General features: G+C 71.4%; 18 protein-coding genes. 8 read left to right on the top strand and 10 right to left on the bottom strand.

From position 1 onward, the window contains the following. Window positions 1–110: 110 nt before the first annotated feature. The 7 genes from QEZ54_RS07950 to kduI form a co-directional block, all read right to left on the bottom strand. Window positions 111–1,607, bottom strand: a complete 1,497-nt coding sequence (locus tag QEZ54_RS07950; protein WP_281303832.1) for an aldehyde dehydrogenase family protein — start codon at window positions 1,605–1,607, stop codon at window positions 111–113. Between the two features lie 52 nt (window positions 1,608–1,659). Beyond that, window positions 1,660–2,655, bottom strand: coding sequence for an ABC transporter permease (locus QEZ54_RS07945; protein WP_281303831.1), 996 nt, complete (start codon window positions 2,653–2,655; stop codon window positions 1,660–1,662). After that, a complete protein-coding gene (locus tag QEZ54_RS07940) occupies window positions 2,652–4,205 on the bottom strand; it encodes a sugar ABC transporter ATP-binding protein (protein WP_281303830.1) in 1,554 nt (517 codons plus the stop codon). The genes QEZ54_RS07945 and QEZ54_RS07940 overlap by 4 nt, the downstream gene beginning before the upstream one ends. Further along, entirely contained in the window at window positions 4,202–5,098 is an 897-nt protein-coding gene (locus QEZ54_RS07935) for an ABC transporter permease (RefSeq protein WP_281303829.1), read from the bottom strand. The genes QEZ54_RS07940 and QEZ54_RS07935 overlap by 4 nt, the downstream gene beginning before the upstream one ends. Before the next feature lie 98 nt (window positions 5,099–5,196). After that, the gene (locus QEZ54_RS07930) at window positions 5,197–6,282 is read right to left on the bottom strand and encodes a sugar ABC transporter substrate-binding protein (RefSeq protein WP_281303828.1); all 1,086 of its coding nucleotides are present in this window, start codon (window positions 6,280–6,282) and stop codon (window positions 5,197–5,199) included. 136 nt (window positions 6,283–6,418) lie between these two features. Further along, window positions 6,419–7,198, bottom strand: coding sequence for a 2-dehydro-3-deoxy-D-gluconate 5-dehydrogenase KduD (gene kduD / locus QEZ54_RS07925; RefSeq protein ID WP_281303827.1), 780 nt, complete (start codon window positions 7,196–7,198; stop codon window positions 6,419–6,421). Continuing rightward, window positions 7,195–8,010, bottom strand: a complete 816-nt coding sequence (gene kduI / locus QEZ54_RS07920; RefSeq protein WP_281303826.1) for a 5-dehydro-4-deoxy-D-glucuronate isomerase — start codon at window positions 8,008–8,010, stop codon at window positions 7,195–7,197. Before kduI ends, kduD begins: the two co-directional genes overlap by 4 nt. Before the next feature lie 167 nt (window positions 8,011–8,177). On the opposite strand from kduI, the gene QEZ54_RS07915 reads away from it, so the two are divergent. After that, on the top strand, window positions 8,178–8,969 hold the full coding sequence (locus tag QEZ54_RS07915) for an IclR family transcriptional regulator (protein ID WP_281303825.1): 792 nt from the start codon (window positions 8,178–8,180) through the stop codon (window positions 8,967–8,969). 57 nt (window positions 8,970–9,026) lie between these two features. Here the strand turns inward: QEZ54_RS07915 and QEZ54_RS07910 are convergent, their stop codons facing one another. Further along, complete coding sequence (locus tag QEZ54_RS07910) at window positions 9,027–9,251, bottom strand: tautomerase family protein (RefSeq protein ID WP_281303824.1); 225 nt, start codon at window positions 9,249–9,251, stop codon at window positions 9,027–9,029. 219 nt (window positions 9,252–9,470) lie between these two features. On the opposite strand from QEZ54_RS07910, the gene QEZ54_RS07905 reads away from it, so the two are divergent. From QEZ54_RS07905 to QEZ54_RS07885, 5 genes are all read left to right on the top strand, one after another. Continuing rightward, entirely contained in the window at window positions 9,471–10,241 is a 771-nt protein-coding gene (locus QEZ54_RS07905) for a YcnI family protein (RefSeq protein ID WP_281303823.1), read from the top strand. Then, entirely contained in the window at window positions 10,238–11,914 is a 1,677-nt protein-coding gene (locus tag QEZ54_RS07900) for a copper resistance protein CopC (protein WP_281303822.1), read from the top strand. The genes QEZ54_RS07905 and QEZ54_RS07900 overlap by 4 nt, the downstream gene beginning before the upstream one ends. A 156-nt stretch (window positions 11,915–12,070) precedes the next feature. Then, window positions 12,071–13,483 carry a family 2B encapsulin nanocompartment shell protein gene (locus tag QEZ54_RS07895; protein ID WP_281303821.1) on the top strand — a complete coding sequence of 471 codons (1,413 nt, stop codon included), beginning with the start codon at window positions 12,071–12,073 and terminating at the stop codon, window positions 13,481–13,483. 35 nt (window positions 13,484–13,518) lie between these two features. Next, window positions 13,519–14,718, top strand: coding sequence for a family 2 encapsulin nanocompartment cargo protein terpene cyclase (locus QEZ54_RS07890; RefSeq protein ID WP_281303820.1), 1,200 nt, complete (start codon window positions 13,519–13,521; stop codon window positions 14,716–14,718). 64 nt (window positions 14,719–14,782) lie between these two features. Continuing rightward, window positions 14,783–15,634 carry a geranyl diphosphate 2-C-methyltransferase gene (locus QEZ54_RS07885; RefSeq protein WP_281303819.1) on the top strand — a complete coding sequence of 284 codons (852 nt, stop codon included), beginning with the start codon at window positions 14,783–14,785 and terminating at the stop codon, window positions 15,632–15,634. Window positions 15,635–15,736: 102 nt separating this feature from the next. Here the strand turns inward: QEZ54_RS07885 and QEZ54_RS07880 are convergent, their stop codons facing one another. Together QEZ54_RS07880 and QEZ54_RS07875 are read right to left on the bottom strand one after the other, a co-directional pair. Beyond that, window positions 15,737–17,158 carry a PepSY-associated TM helix domain-containing protein gene (locus tag QEZ54_RS07880; protein ID WP_281303818.1) on the bottom strand — a complete coding sequence of 474 codons (1,422 nt, stop codon included), beginning with the start codon at window positions 17,156–17,158 and terminating at the stop codon, window positions 15,737–15,739. A 259-nt stretch (window positions 17,159–17,417) separates the two neighbouring features. Continuing rightward, a complete protein-coding gene (locus QEZ54_RS07875) occupies window positions 17,418–21,293 on the bottom strand; it encodes a ThuA domain-containing protein (RefSeq protein WP_281303817.1) in 3,876 nt (1,291 codons plus the stop codon). A gap of 320 nt (window positions 21,294–21,613) precedes the next feature. On the opposite strand from QEZ54_RS07875, the gene QEZ54_RS07870 reads away from it, so the two are divergent. Both QEZ54_RS07870 and QEZ54_RS07865 read left to right on the top strand, forming a co-directional pair. Then, window positions 21,614–22,111, top strand: a complete 498-nt coding sequence (locus QEZ54_RS07870; RefSeq protein WP_281303816.1) for a hypothetical protein — start codon at window positions 21,614–21,616, stop codon at window positions 22,109–22,111. Window positions 22,112–22,463: 352 nt separating this feature from the next. Then, window positions 22,464–25,307, top strand: coding sequence for a glycoside hydrolase family 9 protein (locus tag QEZ54_RS07865; RefSeq protein ID WP_281303815.1), 2,844 nt, complete (start codon window positions 22,464–22,466; stop codon window positions 25,305–25,307). Window positions 25,308–25,353 lie beyond the last annotated feature (46 nt).

Below are 25,353 nucleotides of genomic sequence, written 5' to 3'. Positions count from 1 at the left end.
GGCGCGGCGGTGGGCCGATACGGCGGTAGGCCCGCCGGAAGGTTTCCGGGGGCCTACCTCGTCAGGTCACTCACACGGCGCTCACCTCGACGGCGAGTCGCCGCCGGTGCTCATCGCAGCTCGGCGATCACGGTCTTGAGCTCGGTGTAGTCGTCCAGTCCGAACGATCCGAGCTCGCGCCCCCAGCCCGACTGCTTGAAGCCGCCACGCGGCAGGGTGACGTCGTCGGCGTGCCAGGTGTTGAGCCACACCGTGCCGGCCCGCAGGCGGGCGCCGACGCGGTGCGCGGTGCCGATGTTCTGCGACCAGACCCCGGCGGCCAGCCCGTACACCGTGTTGTTCGCGGCCGCGACGACCTCGTCCTCGGTGTCGAAGGGGATCGCCGTCACGACCGGACCGAAGATCTCGTCGGTCTGCACGGCCATCCGCTCGTTCACGGAGGTGATGAGCGTCGGCGCCACGAAGAAGCCCCGATCGCTGACCGCGTCGGCGCTTCCCGCGTTCAGCACGGCGCCTTCGGCCACCGCCCCGCGGATGTAGCCCAGCACCTTCTCATGCTGCTCCCGCGAGACGAGCGGACCCATGTGCGAGGCCGGGTCGAAGCCGTCGCCGACCCTGATCGCGCGCGCGGCGGCGGCGACCCCCTCGACGACCCGGTCGAAGACGCCGCGCTGGACGTAGAGCCGCGAGCCGTTGACGCAGCACTGCCCCTCGTTGAAGTAGCCGCCCAGCACCGCCCCCGCGATGGCGGCGTCGATGTCGGCGTCGTTGAAGATGATGTTGGGTGCCTTGCCGCCGAGCTCCAGCGAGACCTTCTTCAGGTTGCCCGAGGCCGCGGCGGCGATCTTCTTGCCGACCTCGGTGCTGCCGGTGAAGGCGACCTTGTCGACGCCGTGGTGGTCGACCAGCGCGGCACCGGTGTCGCCGAAGCCGGGCAGGATGTTGACGACGCCGGCGGGCACACCGGCCTCCAGCAGGAGCTCGCCCAGGCGCAGTGCCGTCAGCGGAGTCTGCTCGGCCGGCTTGAGGATGACCGTGTTGCCCGCGGTGATCGCCGGGACGATCTTGAAACAGGCCATCAGCAGGGGGAAGTTCCAGGGCACGATGCCCGCGACGACCCCGACCGGCTCGCGGCGGGTGTAGGCGTGGAACTCGCGGCCCGGCACGGACATCGGGATGGACGTGCCCTCCATCTTGGTCGCCCAGCCCGCGAAGTAGCGGAACAGCTCGGCCGAGATCGCGACGTCGCCGTCGCGGGCCGCTTCGACGCGCTTGCCGTTGTCGAGGGCTTCCAGCTGGGCGAACTCCTCGGCGTGGGCGTCGATCAGGTCGCCGATGCGCCACAGCAGGTGCGAGCGCTCGCGCGGGGTCATCCGCGACCACGGGGAGGGGGACTCGAACGCCGCGCGGGCCGCCGCGACCGCTCGGTCCACGTCGACGGCGGACGCGTACGCGACCTGGACGAGCTCCTCCTCGGTCGACGGGTTGACGGTGGCGAACGTTGCGCCGTCCTTGGCGTCCACCCACTCGCCGCCGATGAGCAGCTGCTTGGGCGAGGACAGGAACGAGCGGACCGCGGGCAGGAGCGTGGAGTTCTCGTGGGACATGATGGCCTTCCGTATGTGCGGGTACCTGGTCGTGACACCGGATTCGGATCGGTTACTTGATGATCGACACCTTCGACCAGTCGAGGGTGAGGGCGACGGCGACGACGATGATCGCGCCGTAGAGGATCTGCTCGTACGCGGACGGCACGCCGACGATCGGCAGGCCGACCCGCAGCAGCGTCACGACGAGCGCGCCGGCGAGACTCCGCCACAGGCTGCCGTGACCGCCGGTGATCGCGGTGCCGCCGACGACGATGGCCGCGACCGCTGGCAGCAGGAGGTTGTCGGCCATGGTGGGGCCGCCGCTGTACTGGCGCGAGACCAGCATGGCCGCGGCGAACCCGGCGCAGGCGCCGGAGACGCAGAACGCGCCGATCTTGACCAGGTCGACGGGCGTGCCGGCCAGCCGCGCGGCCGACTCGGAGTAGCCGGTGGCCGAGACCCAGCTGTGCAGCGGGGTCGCCTTTAGGATCGCGGCGATCAGGGCCACGACGACGAGCGCCATCGCGGCCGACATCGGCACGTAGCCGGCGACATAGAGGTCGAGCCATTTGACCGGCGTGTCGTCCACCACCCGCACGGTGCCGGCGCCGGAGACGACGAGGGCGACCGCGGACAGGATGCTCATCCCGCCCAGGGTGACGATGAACGACGGAATCCGCAGCAGCACGTGCGCCGCGCCCTGCACCGCGCCGATCGCCGCCGCGACGCCGATGACGGCCGGGGTGGCCAGGCCGCCGAGGTCCGGCAGCCAGAGCGCGAGCAGGACGGTCGAGAGCGAGGCCAGCGCCGCGATGGACAGGTCGATGCCGCCGCACAGGACGATGAGCGTCGCCCCCGCGGCGAGCACGATGAGCGGCGCGGCGGTCCGCGACACCGCGGTCAGGCTCCGCAGGGTCAGGAAGTCCGGGTCGGCGACCGCCAGGGCCACCACCAGCGCCGCCAGGGCGATGAGCGGCATGAATCCGGTGAGTCGCCGGGCGGGGCGGGGGCTGTTCGCGCCGATGGCGGGTTCGGCGACCGGCTGCATGGCGACGGGAGTGCTCATACCATCTCTTTCACGAGGTCCAGAGGGCTGGGCTTGCCCCCGTTGGGGCAGGCGACCTCGGCGGCGACCCGTCCGTCGTTCATGACCAGGATGCGGTCGGCCAGGCCGATCGCCTCCTCGAGGCTGTCGGCCAGCAGTACGGTCGCGACGCCGCCCGCGGCGAGTTCACGCATCAGCCGGTAGACCTCCGAGCGGGCGCCGACGTCCAGGCCGCGGGTCGGGTGGTCCAGCAGGAGCAGCCGGATGTCGCCGCCGATCAGCCACCGGGCCAGCACCACCTTCTGCTGGTTGCCGCCGGACAGCCGCTGGATGGGGGTGTCGCGGCCGGGCGTACGGATGGACAGCCGCTCGATCCAGCGGTCGACCAGGCCGGCCTGTTTCCGGGGTGCCACGAAGGGGCCGGCGCAGCGGGCCTTCTGCTTGGTCAGGGTCATGTTCTCGGCCACCGACATCGGGCCGACCATGCCTTCTGTCTTGCGCTCGGCCGGCACGTAGCCGATGCCCGCGGCGCACGCGGCCCGGGTGTTGGGGAGGCTGATCCTCTTGCCGTCCATCCGGATCTCACCGGCGGTCGTCGGTTCGATGCCGAACAGGGCGCGGCAGACGTCCTCGCGGCCGGATCCGTGCACGCCGACGATCGCCACGATCTCACCTGCCGCGACGTCCAGGTCGATGTCGCGGAACGACCTGCCCGACAGCCCGCGTACGGACAGCCGGGGCTGCTCGGCGGCGACGGCCGCGGCGGCGTTCTCGTGGTAGTGGTCGTCGGATCCGGTGGACCCGATCATCATCCGGTGCAGCTCGCGCGGGACGGCGCCGGCCGTGGCGACCTCGCCGACCGACCGGCCGCCGCGCAGCACGGTCACCCGGTCGCACACGTCCAGCACCTCGTCGAGCCGGTGGGAGACGAAGACGACCGAGGCGAACTCGCGCAGCCGGCGGATCTGCGCGAACAGGGTGTCGATCTCCTTGGACTCCAGCACCGAGGTCGGTTCGTCCAGGATGATGACCGGCGGGTGCTGGCTGCGCTGCTCGATGCGCAGCACCTTCGCGATCTCGACCATCTGCCGGTCGGCGAAGGAGAGCGTGTCGGTGCGGGCCAGGGGGTCGATGTTCGAACCGATCTTGTCGAGCTGCTCCTGGGCCAGGCGGCGCATGACGTCCCAGCGGTAGACGCCGCGGCGGACCGCGGCGCCCTCGCCGCCGAGCAGGATGTTCTCCGCGGCGGTCAGGTTGGGCACCAGGGACTGCTCCTGGAACACCATCCCGATGCCGTGGTTCGCGGCGTCGACGACGCTGCGCAGCTTGACGGCCTCACCGCGGACGTAGATCTCGCCGGCGTCGGGGGTGACCAGGCCGACCAGCGCTTTGAGCAGCGTGGACTTGCCCGCGCCGTTCTCGCCGGCCAGGCCCAGGACCTCGTGCTGCCGGACCACCAGGTCGACGCCGTCGAGTGCCTTCACGCCCGGGTAGTGCTTGACGAGGCCGCGCACCTCCAACGCCGGCACCGGCGCGGGCGTCGCGGGCTCCCGTTCGGCTGGGACGCTCACTTGACCACCTGGTTCCTTCGACGCTGCGGGATGACCGCGACGGCGACCGCGGCCACGACGATGAGGCCCTCGACGCCGCCCTGCCAGTAGGGGCTGACCCCGACCTGCACGAGACCGTTCGTGAGCACCATGACGAGCACGACGCCCACGGCGGAGTGCAGGATGCCGCCGCGGCCGCCGGTGAGCAGGGTTCCGCCGACGACGGCGGCGGTGATGGCCGAGAAGTCGTAGCCGTTGCCGGCCTGGACGAGGCCGGCGCCGAGCTGGCTGGTCACCATGACCCCGCCCAGCCCGTAGAAGGCGCCGGCGAGGGTGAACACCGCGACCTTGTACGGCTTCACCCGGACCCCGGACAGCGTGAGCACCTCCTCGGCGCCGCCGATCGCGAAGGCGTACCGGCCGAGCCTGGTGTAGCGCTGGACGAGCCAGCCCGCCAGGACGCACGCGGCGGCGATCCAGGTGAGGTAGGACAGCCCGAGGAGGCGCTCGATCGCCCAGCCCTTGAGCATGGCGTCGGAGATGTTGGGCTGCACGCCGGCGAACATGAGGGTCGCGACGCCGAGCCCGATCGCCGACACCCCCAGCGTCGCCATGAACGACGGCACCTTCAGCAGGACCAGCGCGAGCCCGCTCAGGCAGCCGAACACGCAGCCCAGCAGGACCGCGACCGCGACGCCGGCGAGGCCGAAGTCGTTGTCGTTGCGGTTGTTGGCCACCAGCAGCGACACGGTCAGGGCCGAGGCGCCCATCACGCCTGCGGCCGAGAGGTCGATGGACCCCATCATCAGTACGAACGTGATGCCGCAGGTGACCACGGCGAGCACCGCGGCGGCGTCGACGATGTTCTGGACGTTCTCGATGCTGCGGAACTGCGGGCTCAGGGCCGCGAACATCAGGAAGATGGCGACCAGCGCGACCGGTGGGCCAGCGTCGCGAAACGCCGCGCCCCGCCGGAAGATACGGCGAGGCGCGGCGACCCCGGATGTCGAGGTCACTTCAGGGGCCCGGCCACACGCTTGAAGACGTTGCCGCACTCGAAGTCCGACGGGTTCGTCTTCGGCTGGGCGAAGTCGGCGGCGTTGTCCTTGGTGATCAGGAACTGCTCGGCGAAGAACGCCCGGCTGGCGGCGGCGATGTCCTTGACCTGCAGCTTGCCGGTCGCGACGCAGAACCCGATCGCCAGGCCGATGGCGCCCTGCCAGGTGCCGTCGCTGGAGACGGTCGCGGTCATGGTTCCGCCCTGGACCGCCTTGACGGCGTCGGGAACGGCGTCGATGCCGACGACGGCCACCTTGCCGGTGCGGCCGGTCTGCTGGAGTGCCTCCAGCGCGCCCAGCGCCATGTCGTCGTTGGCGGCCCAGATGCCCTTGACCTTGTCACCGTGCTTGGCCAGCAGCGTCTTGGTGACCGTCAGCGCCTCGGCGCGGGAGAAGTTGGCGGTCTGCTGGTCGAGCAGCTGGACGCCGGGGTTGTTCTTCAGCGACACCTGGAGGCCGGCGAACCGGTCCTTGGCGGCCGCGGTGTCGAGGACGCCCTGCAGCGCGATGATGCCGCCCGAGCCGCCGACCGCCTTGACGAGCGCGTCACCGATCTGCTGGCCGGACTCGACGCCGTTGTAGGTGATGTGGCTGATCCACGTCTTGTAGTCGGCCGGGTTGAGGTCGGCCGGCTTGTTCCACTGGGTGACGAGGTAGGCGCCGGCCTTGTCGGCGCCCTTGACGATCGGCGCGGTGTCCGAGTCGCCGTTGGGGAGCACGTTCATGACCAGGCACTTGGTGTCGCCGGCGAGGAGCTGGCTGATCTGCTCCTGCTGCTTGGTGGAGTCACCGCCGTAGGTGAGGCGCTGCTGGGTGAGGCCCACCGACTTGGCGAAGTCGTCGCCGCCGGCGAGCCAGGAGGCCTCGTAGGGGTTGGACTCGTTGCGGACCTGGCCCACCAGTTTGACGTCAGCGGGCTTGCAGGCGCCCGCGTTGGCGGGGTCCTTGTCCCCGGCTGCTTCCTCGCTGCATCCGGCCAGGGCGGCGGCCGCCAGCGACAGGGTCAATAAGACTGCGGTGGGACGAAACGCGATTCTCATGATGGTTCCTCGTTCTCTTCAGTGCCGGAGGATCCGGCGGGAGGGGTGGCACAAGCAGAGAGCGAAAGCTGCCGCCGGACGGCTGGTGGCGGCAGTGTCGTTGTATGGTGCGGGTTCGGTGCGCTGGAGGCCAGGGTCAGCGGGCCATCCAGCCTCCGTCGACGACCAGGACGTGGCCGTTGACGTAGTCGGCGGCGGCGGAGCTCAGGAAGACGGCCGCTCCGGCGATGTCGGCGGCGTCTCCCCAGCGACCAGCCGGGATGCGCTCGAGGATGGACCGGGAGCGGTCCGGGTCCGCCCGCAGCGCGGTCGTGTTGTCGGTGTTCATGTAGCCGGGCGCGATGGCGTTGACCTGCACGCCGAAGCGGCCCCACTCGTTGGCCAGGGCCTTGGTGACCCCGGCGACGCCGTGCTTGCTGGCGGCGTACGCCGCGACGCGGAGTCCGCCCTGGAAGGAGAGCAGGCTCGCGACGTTGACGATCTTGCCCTGCCCGCGCTCGGTCATCGGGCGCCCGAACTGCTGGCAGAGGAGGAACAGGCCGGTCAGGTTGACGTCCACCACGCGGTTCCAGGACTGCCGGCTCACGTCCACCGAGTCCTCGCGGTCGATGACGCCCGCATTGTTGACCAGGATGTCGACCTGGCGGTCGCGGTTGACCTGCGCGGCGACGCGCTCGATGGCATCGTGGTCGCTGACGTCGAGGTCGACGGTCGCCACGGTGCCGCCGAACCCGGCCAGCTGGTCGCGGGTGGCCGAGTGGCTACCCGGCCGGCCCAGCAGCACCAGGTCGGCGCCCGCCTGGGCGAGCCCGCGGGCGATGGCCTGCCCCAGGCCGCGGCCGGCGCCGGTCACGACGGCGCAGCGGCCGCTCAGGTCGAACGGCGAGCGGAGGTCCGCGGCGGGCCGGGCGGTCACAGGTCCTCCAGCGCCACCGGCGTCAGGTCGGTGTAGTCGTTGTTCTCGCCGCCCATGGCCCAGATGAAGGCGTACGAGCCGGTGCCGACGCCCGAGTGGATCGACCACGGCGGGGAGATGACGGCCTCGCGGTCGCGGACGACGAGGTGCCGGGCGGCGCCGGGCTGGCCCATCAGGTGGAAGATCCGGGCGTTCTCGTCGAGGTCGACGTACAGGTAGACCTCGGTGCGCCGGTCGTGCAGGTGCGGCGGGAACGTGTTCCAGACGGAGCCGTCGGCGATGACGGTCACGCCGAACTGGAGCACCGCCGTCTGCAGTTCCTGGCCCCAGGCGTACCGGTAGAGGCTGCGCTCGCTCGCGCCCTGCGGCGTGCCCAGCTTGACCGGCTCGATCGCCGAGTGGCTCAGCAGGGCCGTGGGGTAGGCCGCGTGCGCCGGGGCGGAGACGAAGTAGAACGCCGCCTCGGCGCCGGCGAACACGACCTCGCTGCCGCGGCCGACGAACAGCCCGTCGAGGTGGCGCAGTTCGAACTTCTCGTCGTCGACCAGCACGTGGCCGGGCTGGCCGACGTTGACGATGCCGAGCTCGCGGCGGGTCAGGTGCGACGGTGTGCCGAGCACCTCCCAGGCCGGCAGCTCGAGCTGGCCGGCGCCGGGGACCGCGCCGCCGACGACCAGGCGGTCGTCGTGGGTGTACACCCCGCGCACCTCGCCGGTGCGGAACAGGCTGTCGACGAGAAAGTTCTTCCGCAGGTCCGCGTTCGTCGCCGTCTCCACGCTGGACGGCGATGCGGAGTACCTTACCTCGATCAAAACTTGCTCCTCGTTTGTGAACCCGGTTCCGCTATGTGAACTGAACGCGACGATACCTATGGCTTCGATCACGAGTCAAGGGGCCGAAGTCGGTCTCTCCATGTGAACTGTGGTTTAGTGTGGTACGTCGCCAACATGCACCGGAATTGATTGACGAGGAGGCCGCGGTGGACGCGGACAAGACGGTCACCAGCAGCTCCGCCACCTCGGAGGTCAAATCCGCGGCACGCGTCCTCGACGTCCTGGACGACATCGCGGCCAACGGCCCCGGCACCCAGCTGCAGCTGGCCACCCGACTCGGCATCCCGAAGAGCAGCCTGCACGCGCTCCTGCGCACCATGTGCGCGCGCGGATGGCTGGACACCGACCAGACCGGCAGCGTCTACCGGCTCGGCGTGCACACCCTGACGGTCAGCTCCGCCTACATCGACGGCGACCCGGTGCTGGCGCGCGCCAGCGCCGTGATGGACGAGATCGCGGCCGCCACCGAAGAGACGGTGCACCTGGGCCGCCTGGAGGGCGCCGAGGTCATCTACACCGCCAAGCGCGAGTCCAAGCGCCCGCTGCGCATGTACTCGGCCGTCGGCCGCCGCCTGCCCGCCTACAGCACGGCCCTGGGCCGGGCCATGCTGGCGGAGATGCCCGAGGACGTCCGCGGCACGTTCGTCCCGCACCAGATCAAGGCGATCACCGCCCAGACGATCACCAACCGGGACGCCCTGCTGGCGACCATCGACAAGGCCGCCCAGCTCGGCTACGCCGAGGAGACCGAGGAATCCTGCCTGGGCGTGCGCTGCTTCGGCGTCGCGCTGCCCTTCTCGCACCAGTCGGTCGACGCCCTGAGCATCGCGGTCCCGATCAGCCGCCTCAAGAAGGGCCGGGAGGACTTCATCATCGAGACCCTGCTGAGCGTGAAGGCCCGCCTCTCGGCGATGCGCGACAACAGGCTGGTGCGCTGACCCGCGCCGACACGACGATGAGGCCGGCCCGTCCCCACGGGCCGGCCTCATGCGGTGTCAGTGCTTCTCGAGCGCCGCCAGCACACCGGCGCGGGAGGCGTCCTCGCTGGCCAGCACACCTCCGTTGGCCACGACATCCGCGGTGATCTCGGTGAACACCATGCGGACGTCCTGCGGACGGGCTCCGAGGATCTCGACGGCGTTGTCGGTCACGGCCCGGGCGAAAGCCCTGCGCTGCTCCACGGACCGGCCCGCGAGCAGTTCGACGGTGATGTTGGGCATGGCGCCCCTCCCTTTACCGGCTGTCCAGGTTATCGACTTCAGTTCACCCTCGTGAACGCACGGTACCGCGCTGCCTGCACCGCCGCAATGCGAGGGCCGTCATCGGTTCACATACTTGACATTGATTCGACCTGTTGGTCGAATCAATGCGACCCGTCGGCGAACCCGCACCCGGACCAACACGGCGAGCCGACCCGTGCCCAGGTGCGAGGATGCGACATGCGGCGCAGTGACATCGGATCCGCTCGGATCCAGGCCGACCGGCGCGACCGCCGTCCGGCCCGAAGGCCGGCCCGGCGCGCCGTCCAGGCCGGTGCCGCCGCGCTGGCCATCAGCCTGTTCGGCTTCGCCTCACCGGCGAGCGCACACGTCACCGTCACCCCGTCCACCACCGCGGCAGGCGCCCACGCCGTGCTGAGGTTCAGCGTCGGGCACGGCTGCGGGAACTCCCCCACCACCAGGATCACCATTCAGATCCCGGCGCAGATCACCTCGGTGACCCCCACCCGGACAGCACTCTGGACGATCGCCAAGCAGACGGAGACGGTCGACCCGCCCGCGGTGGACCCCCACGGCAACAAGATCGTGCAGCGGACCGCCTCGGTCACGTTCAGCGCGCAGACCCCGCTTCCGGACGGCTACCGCGAGGTCCTCGAACTCACGGTCCAGCTCCCCGAATCCCCGGGAACCAAGCTCGCCTTCCCGACCATCCAGACCTGCGAGCAGGGCGAAGCCGCCTGGATCGAGGTCGCCCAGGACGGCCGGAACGTCGACGACCTCGAGCTGCCCGCCCCGAGCTTCACCACCTCCGCGCCCGAAGACGGCATGCTCCACCACACGGACACCGGCGGCTCGCACTCCGGGCAGGCGCACCAGGCTGCGCCGGTACCGGGAACGGACCGCGCACTGACGTTCGCCAGCCTGGCGGTCGGCCTGCTCGGCTCGCTGCTCGGCGGCACGGCGCTCGTCCGACAGCGCCGCCGGGCATGACCGGCCGGCGCGCGCGGCGAATCCGCACGACGGCCCTGCTGGTCCTGGTCTTCGTACCCGCGATGCTGCTCGGCCTGCCCGGGCGGGCACACGCGCACGCGCACCTCACCGGCAGCGACCCCGCCGAGGGTGCGATCCTGCGGACCGCACCCGACCGCGTCCGGCTCACGTTCGACGAAGCCGTACGCGGCGTCCCAGGCGGCGTCCAGGTATACGGCCCGCAGGGTGACCCGGTCGAGGCGAAGCCGACCGTCACCGGCGCCGAGCTCGAAGTCGTGCTCTCCGCCCGCCTGGGCGACGGCACGACCGTGATCACCTGGCGGGTCGTCTCCGAGGACGGGCATCCCATCAGCGGCGCCCTCACCTTCTCCGTCGGCGCGCCGACCCCGGTCACCACCCCGCCCCCGGCCGCCTCGGGCACCGTCCCGGAGGTCCCCTGGACGCTGACCCTGGCCCGCGTGGCGGGCTATGCGGGTCTACTGCTCGCCGCCGGGCTCATCGCGTTCGCAGCCGTGTTCCTGCCCGCCGACCCCGGCGCCGACCGCCCCCGACGCCGGATAGCCGCCCTGGCCCGTGCCGCCGCGGCCGCCGGGGCCGCCGCCTGGCTGGCAGCGTTGCCGATCACCGCACTCTACCTGCTCGGCGGCGGGCTGGCGCGGCTCGGCGAGGGCGCGGCCTGGTCCTCCCTGCCGCCGACCGAGTACGCCGTCACGGGGACCGTCGTCGGCGGACTGGCGCTGGCCGCGGCCCTGCTCGGTCCCGGACCGGCAGCGCGACGGCGACGGTTCGCGGCGGTGGCGGCCGCCGCGCTCGCGGTCATGGCCCCCGCGCTGGCCGGGCACACCCGCGCGGCGAGCCCCGAACTCCTCGTCGTCGGCGCCGACGCGCTGCACCTGGTCGCGGGCAGCGTCTGGCTCGGCGGACTGGTCGGCCTGGCACTGGCGCTGCCGGGCCTGCCCGGTCGCGGCACCGCCGCGGCCGAGGTGCTCGCCCGGTTCTCCACCGCCGCCGCCGGCGTCCTCGCGGCCCTGGTCACCACCGGCACGCTGCTGGCATGGCGGATCCTCGGCTCCTGGACGGCACTGCTCGGCACCGCCTACGGCCGGCTGGTACTGGCCAAGATCGCCATCGTGCTGGCGGCTGTCGCCGTCGCGGCCTGGAACAGGTGGTCGCTGCTCCCCCGGCTCGCGCGTGCGGCGAGCAGGACCGGCCGCCAGGCGCACGCCCGACCGGTGGTGCGCGCCACCGCGATCGAGGGCGCCGTCCTTGCCGCCGCCCTGCTCGTCACCGGCTTCCTCGTCGACACGAGTCCCGAGGGCGGCTCCCGGCCCGCGAGCGTGTCGGCCCAGGCCAATCCGGACACGCAGGAGACGACACTGGGTGACATCACGGTGCGGGCCTCCCTCACCCCGCTCACCCGCGGGTCCAACACCATCACCCTGCGGCTGAGTTCCGCGGCCGGCGAGCCCGCCGAGGGTGTCGCACCGCCGGTGGTACGCCTGTCCTCCGACGGAGCGGAGCTGGGCGCCGTCCCGCTGACGCAGGTGTCGGCGGGCTGGTACACGGCGCGGGTCGTGCTCCCCGTCGGCGGTACGTGGCGGATGCAGGTGTCGCTGCGCGTCAGTCAGTTCGCCAACCCCGTCGGCGCACTGGAGTTCGTCGTCGGGAGTTGAGCCTGCCGGGCCGGGCTGCACAGCCGCCGCCGGGCGGTGAAAGGCTCATCCACCAGGATTACCCACCTGCCATACCACCATGAAATGGGCATATAACTGTTCTGCGGCGTCGGCTCGACCGGGCCGGGCGCAGTTCTCGACAGGTGGTGAAGTCCCATGACCAATGTGGTGGAGTCCGGACTCGACGACGGGGCACGATCGCGCCAGAGCCTCAGCACCGCGGCGGCCCGCAACCTTGCGACGACGACGAAGTCCGCGCCGCAGATGCAGGAGATCTCCTCTCGCTGGCTGCTGCGGACCCTGCCGTGGGTGCAGGTCGGCGGCGGCACCTACCGGGTGAACCGGCGGCTCACGTACCTGATCGGCGACGGGCGGCTGACGTTCACCAATGTCGGCGCGCGGGTGCAGGTCGTGCCGGCCGAGCTGGGCGAGCTGCCGCTGCTGCGCGGTTTCGCCGACGAGCAGGTGCTCGAAACGCTGGCGGGGCGGTTCGCGCAGGAGGAGTTCGAGCCGGGCCAGGTCATCGCCGAGTTCGGGTCGGCAGCCGACTGCCTGTACCTGATCGCCCACGGCAAGGTCGGCACGGTGGGCGTCGGCGAGTACGGCAACCCGGTCCAGCTGCGGGTCCTGGCCGACGGCGAGTACTTCGGCGAGCAGGCGCTGGTCGACCGGGCGGGCATCTGGGAGTACACGGTCAAGGCGCTGACCGCGGTGACGGTGCTGGCGCTGTCCCGGCAGGCGTTCGAGCAGCTCCTGGAGCAGTCCGAACCTATGCGCGGGCAGGTCGCGCGAGCGCGGGCCAGAGCCCACCGGAAGCAGAACAAGCACGGCGAGGCGGCCATCGAGCTGTCCGCCGGGCACGTCGGCGAGCACCAGCTGCCCGGCACGTTCGTCGACTACGAGCTCGCCCCGAGGGAGTACGAGCTCAGCGTCGCGCAGACCGTGCTGCGGGTGCACAGCCGGGTCGCCGACCTCTACAACGAGCCGATGAACCAGTTCGAGCAGCAGCTGCGGCTCACCATCGAGGCGCTGCGGGAGCGGCAGGAGTTCGAGCTGGTCAACAACCGCGAGTTCGGCCTGCTGCACAACGCCGACCTGCGCCAGCGCATCCATACCCACTCCGGGCCGCCGACCCCCGACGACCTCGACGAGCTGCTGTCGATGCGGCGCGGCACCCGGCTGCTGCTCGCACACCCGAAAGCGATCGCCGCGTTCCTGCGCGAGTGCACCCGGCGGGGCATCTACCCCGACGGTGTCGAGATCAAGGGCCGCACCGTGCCCGGCTGGCGGGGCGTGCCGATCCTCCCCTGCGGCAAGATCCCGGTCAGCGCCGCGCATACGACCTCGATCCTGGCGATGCGCACCGGCGAAGACGAGCAGGGCGTGGTCGGCCTGCGCCAGACCGGCATCCCCGACGAGTACGAGCCCGGCCTCAACGTGCGGTTCATGGGCATCAACGAGCAGGCGGTCATCTCCTACCTCGTCAGCACCTACTACTCGGCGGCGGTGCTGGTGCCCGACGCGCTGGGTGTGCTCGACAACGTCGAGGTCTCGCACCGCTTCAGCTGAGCACCGACGACCCACAGACGACGAAGGAGCAACCGGTGTCGCTGCTGTCCCGCGCGTTCGCGCCCGCCGCCCGGCACGATCTCGCCGACCTGGTCACCAGACTGCTGTCCACACTGGACACGACGGCCCCCGGCCAGGCCGCCCCGAGCAGGCTGCCCGACCCGGCCGAGCATCCCCCAACCGCACGCAGGGTGCTGCCGGGCCCGACCGGCATCGGCACCTCCGCCGCCCGGATCACGGCCCGAGACGACGCGCCGTCGCGGGGCCGGGGCGGCTCCGCGGTGCCGTCGCTCTACTGCCCACCGGTGTTCCGTGACGACCCGGCCCTGGGCGAGGAGGTCAACGACCGCCTGATCGCCTGGGCCGAGCGGGTCGGCATCTACGCCGACCGCCTCGACTCCCTGCGCGCCACCGACCTCGGCCGGATGACCATGCTGTGCCACCCCGACACCGACGACCCCGACCGGCTGCTGGCCGCGGCCAAGTGCGCCACCGCCGAATGGGCCACCGACGACGCCTACTGCGACGATCCCACCGCCGGGGCCGCGCCGGACCTGATCGGTCCCCGGCTCGCGCTGGCCTCGGCGGCCGTCGACCTGGCGCACCTGCCGCTGAGATACGGCCCGGACCTGGACCGGGCGATGCGTGCCGATCCGGTACTGGTCGCGTTGCGTTCCAGTGTCAGCCACCTGTCCGACTACGCCGCAGACTCGCAACTGCACCGGTTGTCCCACGAGATCGCGGGCCTGTTCCTCGGATATGAGGCCGAAGCCGGCTGGCGGGTCGCCGGCCGCATCCCACCGGTATGGGAATACCTGACGGCACGGCAGCTGAACAGCTTCCTGCCCTGCCTGGCCGTCATCGACGCGGTCGGCGGCTACGAACTGCCCACCGCGGTATACGCCCAGCCATCGGTCCGTCGCGCCGTCAAGCTGGCCGCGCTCGCCTCCACCCTCGTCAACGACCTGTATTCGATGGCCAAGGAGGGGCGCGGGAACGGGCTCGACTTCAGCCTGCCGACCGTCATCGCCGCGGAGGACGGCTGCTCGCCGCAGCAGGCCGTCGAGCGGGCCGCGGCAGTCCACGACGAACTGGTGCACACCTTCGAGGCGGAGGCGGCAGTGCTGAGCGCCGCGGGGCCGCCGCAGTTGCGGCGCTTCCTGACCGGCGTGTGGGCGTGGCTCGGCGGCAACCGCGAGTGGCACCACACCTCGCAGCGCTACCGCGGCGCCTGAACCCGGGTGTCGACGTGACCGGCAGACCTTCCCCATCCGAGAGTCCGACAGACGGAGGAGCATCATGACCACGACCACGCCGAACGTGCTGCGCAGCGCCTACCAGCGGTCCGTCGCCGCGTACTGGAACAGCGAACGCGACCCGGTGAACATCAGACTCGGTGAGGTCGACGGCCTCTACCACCACCACTACGGATTGGGCGACTACGACCCGTCCGTGCTCGAAGGCCCCGAGCAGACCCGCGACGACCGGATCATCCGGGAGCTGCACCGGCTGGAGACCGCGCAGGCCGCCGTGCTCCTGGACCACCTCGGCGACATCTCACCCCAGGACCGCCTGCTCGACGCCGGGTCGGGGCGCGGCGGCACCAGCTTCATGGCAGCCGACCGGTTCGGCTGCCAGGTCGACGGCGTCACGATCTCCGAGACGCAGGTCGAGTTCGCCGACGACCAGGCCGTCCGGCGGGGCGTCGCGGACCGGGTGCGGTTCCACTTCCGCAACATGCTCGACACCGGCTTCGAAGCAGGCTCCCGGCGCGCGATCTGGACCAACGAGACCACCATGTACGTGGACCTGCTCCCGCTGTTCGCCGAGTTCGCCAGGCTGCTGGAGTTCGGCGGCCGGTACGTGTGCATCACCGGCTGCTACAACGACGTGACCGGCGGACGGTCCAAGGCGGTCAGCCGCATCGACGAGCACTACACCTGCAACATCCATCCACGCAGCGCCTACTTCAAGGCGATGGCGGCCAACGGGCTCGTGCCGATCAGCGTGCTCGACCTGACCAGCCAGACCATCCCCTACTGGGAGCTGCGGGCGAAATCGTCGGTGGCCACCGGGATCGAGGACCCCTTCCTCACCGCGTACCGCGAGGGCAGCTTCCACTATCTGCTGATCACCGCCGACCGCGCCTGAACGGGCCGGCCGACACCCCGACGGCCGACCCCGCGATGACCGTGCGGCGTCGACGCGGTCGGCAGCGTGCAATCGCGCAGCTGCCGACCGCGCGGCGCCCGGTCAGCCGCCGGCGCCCGACCGGGTCGGCCGCAGCCGGGCCACGGCACCGGCGGCGAGGTCGACGAGCAGGAATGCCAGCAGGCTCAGGCCCAGCAACGGGATGGCGAACCCGACCGCGGCGGCAGCGGCCACGACGGCGGCGGTCGCGGCCGGGCGCGGCAGGCGCCAGGTGCCGCGCTGCGGCGGCGAGCCGAGCTTCCACCGGGCACGGGTCGGGCGCCGTCGCCACCACATGCGGTACCCCCGCCCGATCACGGCGATCAGCGCGAGCGCCACGGCGGCCAGGGCGAGCTGGTTGGCCAGGCCGAACAGGACCCCCATGTGCGCCTGGATGCCGAAGGTCGTCAGCTTCGACAGCAGCGGCTGCCGGTCCCAGGCGACGGTGTCGACCACCTGCCCGGTCAGCGGATGTACGGCGATCTTGTCGCGGTGGACGGGCCAGACGTTGTCGACCTGCTCCACAGTCCAGGCCCGGCCCTGCTCGCCTGGGGTGATCGTCAGCGGCCCGGTCAGGTTCACCGCGGCGGCCGAGGCGGCGATGGCGTCGAAGTCCGCAGCGCCGCCGCCGGTGGTGCCGCCGTGGTGGCTGTGCTCGTCCGGTGGCGCGGTGGCGTTGTCGAGGCTGAGGTTCAGCGCGACGGAGTCCGAGTTGAGGGTGCCGCGCAGCCACCCGAAGTTCGCTCCGGCGTACTGGGACCAGGTCAGGCCGGTCGCGGACAGGAACAGCAGCACGGCAGCGGCCCACAGGCCGGTGGTGGCGTGCCAGGAGCGGGTGCGCCGGACCCCGGCCCTGGCCGCAGTGTCGGGTAGCAGCAGGCGGCGGGCGGTGCGGCGGGCATGGTGGTGGCGCCACCACAGGATCAGGCCACCCAGGACCAGGACCCACAGCCAGGAGGCGGCCAACTCGGAGTAGACGCGGCCGGGTTCGCCGAGGTTGAGGTTGGAGTGCATCTGATCCAGCCAGGTGGTGGCGGAAGTCGCCCCGAACCAGGTGGTGAGGATGCCGCGCAGCCGCCCGGTGTACGGGTCGATGTAGGCGGTGCGCTGCTTGTCGCCCAGTTCCGGCAGTGCGAACTCGACCTTCGTGGTCGCGTCGGGGGCGGCGGCCGGGTGCACCGCGACCAGTGTGCCGTCCGGCACCGCGGCCCGCGCGGCCGCGACCTGCTGCGACAGCGGGACCGCGGTGGTGCCGACGGTGTCGACGTACAACTGGTCGTGGTAGGCGATCTGGTCGACCTGCGGACTGAACGCGTAGGCCAGGCCGGTGACGGCCAGGGCGAGTAGGAATGGGGCGACGAGGATCCCGGCGTAGAAGTGCAGTCGTCGCAGCAGCGGGCCCAGTCCGGTCTGCAGGGTGCCGCGCGGTTCGGCGGTGGGCGTCTCGGCTGGTGAGGTCGGCGGGGCTTGGACGGCGGTGGACATGGCGTGCTCCTGGGAGGAGGGACCGAGCTGCTGCTCGAGCGGGTTGCCACGTAGTCGTCACGAAATGCGTGGAAGTTCCTGTCGTTGCGGCTGGCCCACGATGAGTGCCGCTGATCCCCTCGCTGAAGGACCGGTCCCGCTCCTGGACACCGCGCCGCCCGGCCGCTTCCCACCCACCTACGCCAAGGACTGAGCACGCCGGCCGGGCGTGGTTGACCTGCGCGGTCCGCCACGCCCGGCGACTTCGTAACCTAGCCGGTCAGCTGTAGACCTCGAACTCGAACAGCGAGTAGCCGTACGCGGTGGCGCGGGTCGTGCCGTTGATCCGCACGTACCGGCCGGTGGCGGACAGTCCCGTGTTGTCGTCGACGCCGCCGTTGCCGCCGGTCACCGAGCGGACCGTGGTCCAGGTCACGCCGTCGGGCGAGGTCTGGATCTGGTACGCCGACCCGTACGCCGCCTCCCACGTCAACTTCACCCGGTTGACCGCGTACGACTGGCCGAGGTCGACCTGGATCCACTGCGGATCGGCGAACGCGCTGCCCCACCGCGTGGTCAGCGAGCCGTCCACCGCCGCCGACGCCGTGAACGCGCCTTCCACGCTGGACGCGGTGGCCGGCCGGTTCAGGGCGAGGTTGTTCGTCGACGGGGGCGGGGTGCCGTCACCGTAGACCTCGAACTCGAACAGCGAGTAGCCCCACGCGGTGCCGCGGGCGGTGCCGTTGATCCGCACGTACCGGCCGGTGGCGGACAGCCCCGTGTTGTCGTCGACCCCGCCGTCGCCGCCGGTCACCGAACGCGCCGTCGTCCAGGTCACGCCGTCGGGCGAGGTCTGGATCTGGTACGCCGACCCGTACGCCGCCTCCCACGTCAACTTCACCCGGTTGACCGCGTACGACTGGCCGAGGTCGACCTGAATCCACTGCGGATCGGCGAACGCGCTGCCCCACCGCGTGGTCAGCGAGCCGTCCACCGCCGCCGACGCCGTGTAGGCGCCCTCGACGCTCGACGCCGTCGCCGGGCGGTTCAGGGCGAGGTTGGTCCCCGTCGGCGGCTGGGTGCCGCCGGTGGTGAACGTGAAGTCGTCGATGTCGAACAGCGAGCCGGTGGCCCCGCCGGTGAACACCAGGTACAGCAGCTGCGTTCCGCCCGGCGCGGTGACCGTGCCGGTCACGTCGACCCAGGTCTCCCAGCCGCCGGTCGGGGCGACCGGCACCGTGGACACGACCGTGCCGGTGGGCGAGCCGACCCGGACGGTCAGCGTGCCGCCGATCCCGGCCGAGGCGACCCGCGCCTTGAACCCGGTGACGCCGGTCAGGTTGTACGGCGTGAAGGAGATCCAGTCGCCGTTCTCGACGTAGCCGACGGCGTTGCCGCCGTGCGCGCTGGCCTTGGCGGCGATCTGGACGCCGCTCATCGTGCTGTAGTGCTCGGCCTGCCGGGTGCGCGGCTGCAGCACGTGCTGGGCCTGGACGGCGGTCCCGGTCGGCGGGGTGTACACCGCGGCGAGCACCCCGAAGATGTTCGCGGCCGCGTCGTGCTCGCCGTCGACCGTGGTCTGGATCGAGCCGGTGCAGCCGGTCTTGCTGGTGATGGGGTGTCCGTGGCTGTCGTGGCCGAGGACGTAGTTGAGCACGACCCGGTTGCAGTCGACGGTGCCGACGTTCGGGTCGGTGACCCGCACCTCGTAGGGCACGAGGTCGCCGAACTGGAACACCGTGCCGTTGCCCGGGACGACGATCTGTATCCCGGGCCGGCCGACGCCGATGACGATGCTGGCCGTGGAGGTGCGGCCGCCGGTGTCGCGGACGGTCAGCGTCGCGGTGTACTCGCCGTTGGCCGGGTAGGTGAACGTCGGGTTGGCCGCGGTCGAGTCGGTGCTGCCGTTGCTGGTGAAGTCCCAGGCGTAAGTGATCGCGTCGCCGTCGGGGTCGTTGCTGCCGGCCGAGCTGAACTGCACGGTCAGCGGCGCCGCCCCGGTGGACGGGTTGGCCGCGGCCTGGGCGATCGGCGCCCGGTTGCCGCCGTTGTTGTACTCGATGCGGTAGACGGCCGAGTTGGCGTCGCCGCCGAACCAGGTCGTGCCGTAGTCGAGGACGTACAGGGCGCCGTCCGGCCCGAACTCCATGTCCATGATCGCGGTTCCGGTCCACGGGATGGGCTCGATCGCGCCGGCGGTGCCGTTGGCGTTGATCGTGGCCGCCTTGATCCAGCGGCTGGTGAACTCTCCGAGCATGGCCTTGCCGTTGTAGGAGGCCGGGAACTTCACGTCGGAGACCAGCGCCGGGTTGAAGTTGTAGACCGGCCCGCCCATCGGGCCGCCGCCGCCCAGCTCGGGCCGCCAGGGGCCCGCACCGCCGTACGGCAGCCAGGCGGCCTGCGACGGCGGAAGGACGGTGATGCCGGTGTTGTTGCGCGAGTTGTTCGTCGGCCCGCCGGTGCAGTTGAACGGCCCGGCCGACGGACCGCTGGGGAACGTGTACTCCTGGTACGGGGTGTTGTAGTTCGAGCAGTACGGCCAGCCGAAGTTGCCGGGCTGGGTGATCCGGTCGAAGCCCACCGTGCCGGCGGGGCCGCGCTGCGGGTCGGCGCCGCCGTCGGGGCCGTAGTCGCCGAGGTAGACGACGCCGGTGGCCCTGTCCACGCTCATCCGGAACGGGTTGCGGAAGCCCATGGCGTACACCTCGGGCCTGGTGTTGGGCGTGCCCACCGGGAACATGTTGCCGGCCGGGATGGTGTAGCCGCCGGTCGCGCCGGGCTTGATCCGCAGCACCTTGCCGCGCAGGTCGTTGCTGTTGCCGGCGGTGCGCTGGGCGTCGAACGCGGGGTTGCGGTCGGCCCGCTCGTCGATCGGCGCGGAGCCGCCGGAGTCGAACGGGTTGGTGTCGTCGCCGGTGGACAGGTACAGGTTGCCGGCCGCGTCGAAGTCGATGTCGCCGCCGACGTGGCAGCACTGCCCCCGGCTGGTCGGGACGTCGAGGATGGTGACCAGCGACGCCGGGTCGATCGTGTAGTCGTCGCGGACCGTGAACCGGCCCAGCTTGTTCGAGCCGTTGAACGGGGCGAACTGCGCCGGGGTGCCGGTCGCCGGGGAGTCGCCGGCCGGGGTGCTCAGCGGCGGCGCGTAGTAGATGTACACCCACCGGTTGGCGGCGAAGTTCGGGTCTGCCTTGATGCTCTGCATCCCCTCCTCGTCGTGGGTGTACACCGGCAGCGTCAGCGCGACCTTGGTGTTGCCGTTGACGTCGGTGTAGCGGACGACGCCGTCGCGGGAGGTGTGCAGCACGCCGCGGTTGGGCAGCACGGTCAGGCCCATCGGCTCGCCGGTCTCGGCCACGCCCTTGGCGAGCGTCACCTGGCTGAACGTGCCGGTGGGCGGGGCGACCGCGCAGTTGCCGGTGCCCTGGGCCGCGTAGCGGATGCCGCCGAGCAGGTGGGTGCGGAAGTTGGCCTCGCTGAAGCTCTCCTGGGTGTGGCCGAGGCCGGTGTACCAGGAGCGGCCGCCGTCGTAGGCGCGGCACCACGAGATCGGGTGGTCGCCGTTCATGCTGCCACCGGTGTATGTGGACTCGTCCAGGTTGGCCAGCACGTGCACCGACGCGCGCGGGTTGGTGCGGTAGTTGTACAGCTCGTCGGTCCGGTTCCAGCTCACCGGCAGCCCGGCGGTCGACGGGTGGGCGGTGTCCTCGATGCGCACCGTGACCGGCTGGATCGCCGGGTGGCTGGCGAAGTACGCGCCGACCAGGTTGCCGTACCAGGGCCAGTCGTACTCGGTGTCGGAGGCGGCGTGCACGCCGACGTACCCGCCGCCGGCGCGGACGTAGCGCTCGAACGCGGCCTGCTGGGTGGCGTCGAGCACGTCGCCGGTGGTGGACAGCCAGATCACGGCCTTGAACCGGGCCAGGTTGGTGTCGTTGATCTGGGTGGCGTCCTCGGTCGCCTCGACCGCGAAGTTGTTGGCGGTGCCCAGCTGCTGGATCGCGGTGACGCCCACCGGGATCGAGTCGTGGCGGAAGCCCGCGGTCTTGCTGAAGACCAGGACGGAGAAGTCGGGGGCGGCGTGCGCGGCGGCGGCGTTGAAGCCGACCGCGGCCAGCACGATGGTGACACAGAGCAGCACTCTGCGCAGCAACATGATCGGTTGCACCTCTCGCGTAGAGAGAACGGTGAAGACGTGCGCCGATCACGTCCGGACGTGGGCTGCCGCCCGCACCATGGCTCGGTGAGGCCGCAGAAACCGTCGGGAGAGCGCTCTCCGAACGGTGTGGACAGTTAAACAGACTCCCCCGCGGTTGTGAAGGCTCATCGTGTGCCGACCGTGCACATCGCACGGAGGGCTCAAGCAGCGACCGTTCGGTTACCGGGCCGTGACCCGCCTGTCCTACGCTGCGTATTGATCAACTCAAGGCGGCCCCCGTCCGCGGGCGCCCACTGCCGAACCGAAGGAAACACCTCATGCGCCGCGTCATCGCGACCCTCGCCCTCAGCCTGGCCGTCTTCGGCACCGCCGCGTGCTCGGACACGCCCACCACCGAGGCGGGGCCGGGCTCCTCCGCCGCCCCGTCGGCCAGCGCCGCCGCCGCGCCGGCCGGCACCGCCGACAAGAAGACCACCTGCGCGGCGTACGAGAAGGCCGAGATGGCCGCGAAGGTGGCCATGCTGGCGACCCTCGGCAAGGCCATGGACGCCATCACCGACGAGTCCAAGCAGCAGGAGCTCATCGGCGAGCTGAAGAAGACCATGGTCGACTTCGGCACCGCGCTCACCGCGGCCGCCGCCGACAGCGCCGACGCCGAGGTCAAGGCCGCCCTGGAGGCGAACATCGCGGCGCTGACCGCCGCCACCACCGCGATCGAGACCGCGGCGGGCGACTTCGACAAGGCGACCGACGCGATCGACGCCCCCGAGTTCGAGCAGGCCGGCAAGAAGCTCGAGGCGCTCTGCGCCGCCTGATCCAGCGGGGTACGCGCTTGCGGCGTACCACCTGGAAGTGATTGAACCCGGCCGCCGCGCGATGGTCTCCACCACCGCGCGGCGGCCGGTCCCGTTCACCGAAAGTTTCCGGCACACGCACGCCGCCATTGGACGCACGCGGCGTCCAATGGATACGCGCCTGTCATTGCCGCTTCACAGGATCGTCGCGTCCGGCTACATTGATCGTGGTTACGGGAGCGCTCCCATAACTCGATCCGATCATCCACCGTGCCTGGTCGTGCGCGCCGGGCGGGACGGACGCGCCCACATCCGCCCGCATCGCACCGGAACCGCCGTGCCCGGTACGGCTCCACGTACGAGGAGTTCCGTCATGCCTGACGCACGACCCCGCTGGGGTCGCCGCATCGCGGGGGCCGCGGCCGCCGCGCTGACCGCGGCGGCGTTCGCGGTCGCCGTGGCGCCCAGCCCGGCCACCGCCGCCCCGACCTTCAACTACGCCGAAGCACTGCAGAAGTCGCTCTACTTCTACGAGGCCCAGATCGCCGGGCCCAAGCCGTCGTGGAGCCGGGTCTCCTGGCGCGGCAACTCCGCCATGAACGACGGGTCCGACGTCGGGCTCAACCTGACCGGCGGCTGGTTCGACGCCGGCGACCACGTCAAGTTCGGCTTCCCGATGGCGTTCACCACCACCATGCTGGCCTGGGGCGCGGTGGAGTACCGGGCCGGCTACGCGGCCTCCGGGCAGCTCACCGCCCTGCTGAACAACCTGCGGGTGCCCAACGACTACTTCATCAAGGCGCACCCGTCGCCGAACGTGCTCTACGGGCAGATCGGCAAGGGCGACGACGACCACAAGTGGTGGGGACCGGCCGAGGTGATGCCGATGGCCCGGCCCGCGTACAAGATCGACGCGAGCTGCGGCGGCGCGGACCTCGCCGGGGAGACCGCGGCCGCGATGGCCGCCTCGTCGATGGTGTTCCGCCCCACCGACCCGACCTACGCCGACACCCTGGTCACGCACGCCAAGCAGCTGTACACGTTCGCCGACACGGTGCGCCAGACCTACCACTCGTGCATCACCGACGCGACGAACTTCTACAAGTCGTGGAGCGGCTACACCGACGAGCTGGTGTGGGGCGGGATCTGGCTCTACCGGGCCACCGGTGACGCCGGCTACCTGGCCAAGGCCGAGGCCGCCTACGACAGCCTGGGCACCGAGCCGCAGTCGACCACCCGCTCCTACAAGTGGACGCTGGCCTGGGACAACAAGCAGTTCGGCGCGTACGTGCTGCTGGCCAACCTGACCGGCAAGCAGAAGTACGTCGACGACGCCAACCGCTGGCTCGACTACTGGACCGTCGGCGTCAACGGCGAGAAGGTGCGCACCTCCCCCGGCGGCATGGCCGTGCTCGACAGCTGGGGCGCGCTGCGCTACGCCGCGAACACCTCGTTCGCCGCGCTGGTCTACAGCGACAAGACCACCGACGCCACCCGCAAGCAGCGCTACCACGACTTCGCGCTGCGCCAGATCAACTACGCGCTCGGCGACAACCCGCGCAACTCCTCGTACATGATCGGGTTCGGGGCCAACTCGCCCAAGAACCCGCACCACCGCACCGCCCACGGGTCCTGGTGGGACAGCCAGACCGTCCCGGTCGGCACCCGGCACGTGCTGTACGGCGCGCTCGTCGGCGGCCCGTCCTCGGCCGACGACGCCTACAAGGACGAGCGCAGCGACTACGTGATGAACGAGGTCGCCACCGACTACAACGCCGGCCTGACCTCCGCGCTGGCCCGGCTGTCCCAGGAGTACGGCGGCACCCCGCTGGCCGGGTTCCCCGGCGTCGAGGCGCCCGACATGGACGAGATGACCGTGGAGACCACGCTCACCGCCGACCTGCGCGAGACCCGGGTCAAGGCGATCGTCTACAACAAGTCCGCGTTCCCGGCCCGGGCGCTGACCACGGCGAAGTTCCGCTACTACTTCAACCGCGACGACGCCAGCCCGGTCGTGGTGACCGCCGGCTACACCCAGGGCTGCCCGTCGCCCAGCACCGCCAAGCAGGCCCAGGGCAACCTCTGGTACGTCGAGGTCGACTGCACCGGATACACCATCGCCCCGGCCGGGCAGTCCCAGCACCGGATGGAGGTCCAGTTCAAGGTCGGCGTCGGCGAGGGCGGCACCTGGAACGCCGCCAACGACCCGTCGTACCTGGCCACCGCGGGGGTCAACCCGGGCGTGCCGCTGTACCACGGCGGCGTGCGGATCTGGGGCAACGAGCCGTCCACCACCCCGGACACCACCGCGCCCAGCGCGCCCGGCACCCCGACCGCCTCCGGCGTCACCAGCACCGCGCTGACGCTGGCCTGGACGGGCTCCACCGACACCGGCGGCAGCGGCCTGGCCGGCTACGACGTGTACCGCGAGGCCGGCGCCACCGACGTGCTGATCGGCTCGCCGACCACGGCGGCCCTGCCGGTCACCGGGCTCACCCCGAGCACCTCCTACACCTACTACGTCGTGGCCAAGGACGGCGCGGGCAACCGCTCGGCGGCCTCGACCCCGGCGACCTTCACCACGCTGGCCGCCGACCCGGTGGACACCACCCCGCCGAGCACGCCCGGCACCCCCGCCGCGTCCGCCGTCACGTCCTCGGGCGCGACGCTGACCTGGACGGCGTCGACGGACAACGTCGGCGTCACCGGCTACCGGGTCTACCGGGAGGCCGGCGCCACCGACGCGCTGCTGGCCACCGTCACCGCCACCACCTACGCGGTGACCGGGCTGACCGCGCAGACGGCGTACCAGTTCTACGTGGTCGCCCTCGACGCGGCGGGCAACGCCTCCGCGGCGTCCAGCCCGGTGTCGGTGACCACCACGGCACCGCCGCAGCCGTCGGCGTGCCAGATCACGTACGGCACCACCGACTGGAACAACGGCTTCACCGGCAACGTGACGGTCAAGAACACCGGCACCGCCACGATCAACGGCTGGACACTGGCCTTCAGCTTCACCGCGGGTCAGCAGATCACCCAGGCCTGGTCGTCGAAGTACACCCAGACCGGCGCGAACGTGGCGATCACCAACGAGAGCTACAACGGCACGCTCGCGCCCGGGGCGTCCACGTCGTTCGGCTTCAACGCCACGCACACGGGCAGCAACCCGCGCCCGGCCGCGTTCGCCCTCAACGGCGTCACCTGCACCATCGGCTGACGCCATCGGCCCGCGCCGCCACCACCCGGTGGCGGCGCGGGCACCC

The organism is Catellatospora sp. KI3 (genome assembly GCF_029948125.1).
Lineage (GTDB): Bacteria > Actinomycetota > Actinomycetes > Mycobacteriales > Micromonosporaceae > Catellatospora.
Note: the sequence above shows the minus strand (reverse complement) of the source record. Positions and strands in the feature narration are given on the sequence as shown.

Bases quoted from the DNA above. Each gene is read 5' to 3' on its own strand.
- QEZ54_RS07900 (WP_281303822.1), top strand. From the start codon at position 10,238: ATGACCGGCCGGCGCGCGCGGCGAATCCGCACGACGGCCCTGCTGGTC.
- QEZ54_RS07870 (WP_281303816.1), top strand. From the start codon at position 21,614: ATGCGCCGCGTCATCGCGACCCTCGCCCTCAGCCTGGCCGTCTTCGGC.
- QEZ54_RS07865 (WP_281303815.1), top strand. From the start codon at position 22,464: ATGCCTGACGCACGACCCCGCTGGGGTCGCCGCATCGCGGGGGCCGCG.
- QEZ54_RS07910 (WP_281303824.1), bottom strand. From the start codon at position 9,251: ATGCCCAACATCACCGTCGAACTGCTCGCGGGCCGGTCCGTGGAGCAG.
- QEZ54_RS07945 (WP_281303831.1), bottom strand. From the start codon at position 2,655: ATGAGCACTCCCGTCGCCATGCAGCCGGTCGCCGAACCCGCCATCGGC.
- QEZ54_RS07895 (WP_281303821.1), top strand. From the start codon at position 12,071: ATGACCAATGTGGTGGAGTCCGGACTCGACGACGGGGCACGATCGCGC.
- QEZ54_RS07935 (WP_281303829.1), bottom strand. From the start codon at position 5,098: ATGTTCGCGGCCCTGAGCCCGCAGTTCCGCAGCATCGAGAACGTCCAG.
- QEZ54_RS07880 (WP_281303818.1), bottom strand. From the start codon at position 17,158: ATGTCCACCGCCGTCCAAGCCCCGCCGACCTCACCAGCCGAGACGCCC.
- QEZ54_RS07885 (WP_281303819.1), top strand. From the start codon at position 14,783: ATGACCACGACCACGCCGAACGTGCTGCGCAGCGCCTACCAGCGGTCC.
- QEZ54_RS07905 (WP_281303823.1), top strand. From the start codon at position 9,471: ATGCGGCGCAGTGACATCGGATCCGCTCGGATCCAGGCCGACCGGCGC.
- QEZ54_RS07875 (WP_281303817.1), bottom strand. From the start codon at position 21,293: ATGTTGCTGCGCAGAGTGCTGCTCTGTGTCACCATCGTGCTGGCCGCG.
- QEZ54_RS07930 (WP_281303828.1), bottom strand. From the start codon at position 6,282: ATGAGAATCGCGTTTCGTCCCACCGCAGTCTTATTGACCCTGTCGCTG.
- QEZ54_RS07950 (WP_281303832.1), bottom strand. From the start codon at position 1,607: ATGTCCCACGAGAACTCCACGCTCCTGCCCGCGGTCCGCTCGTTCCTG.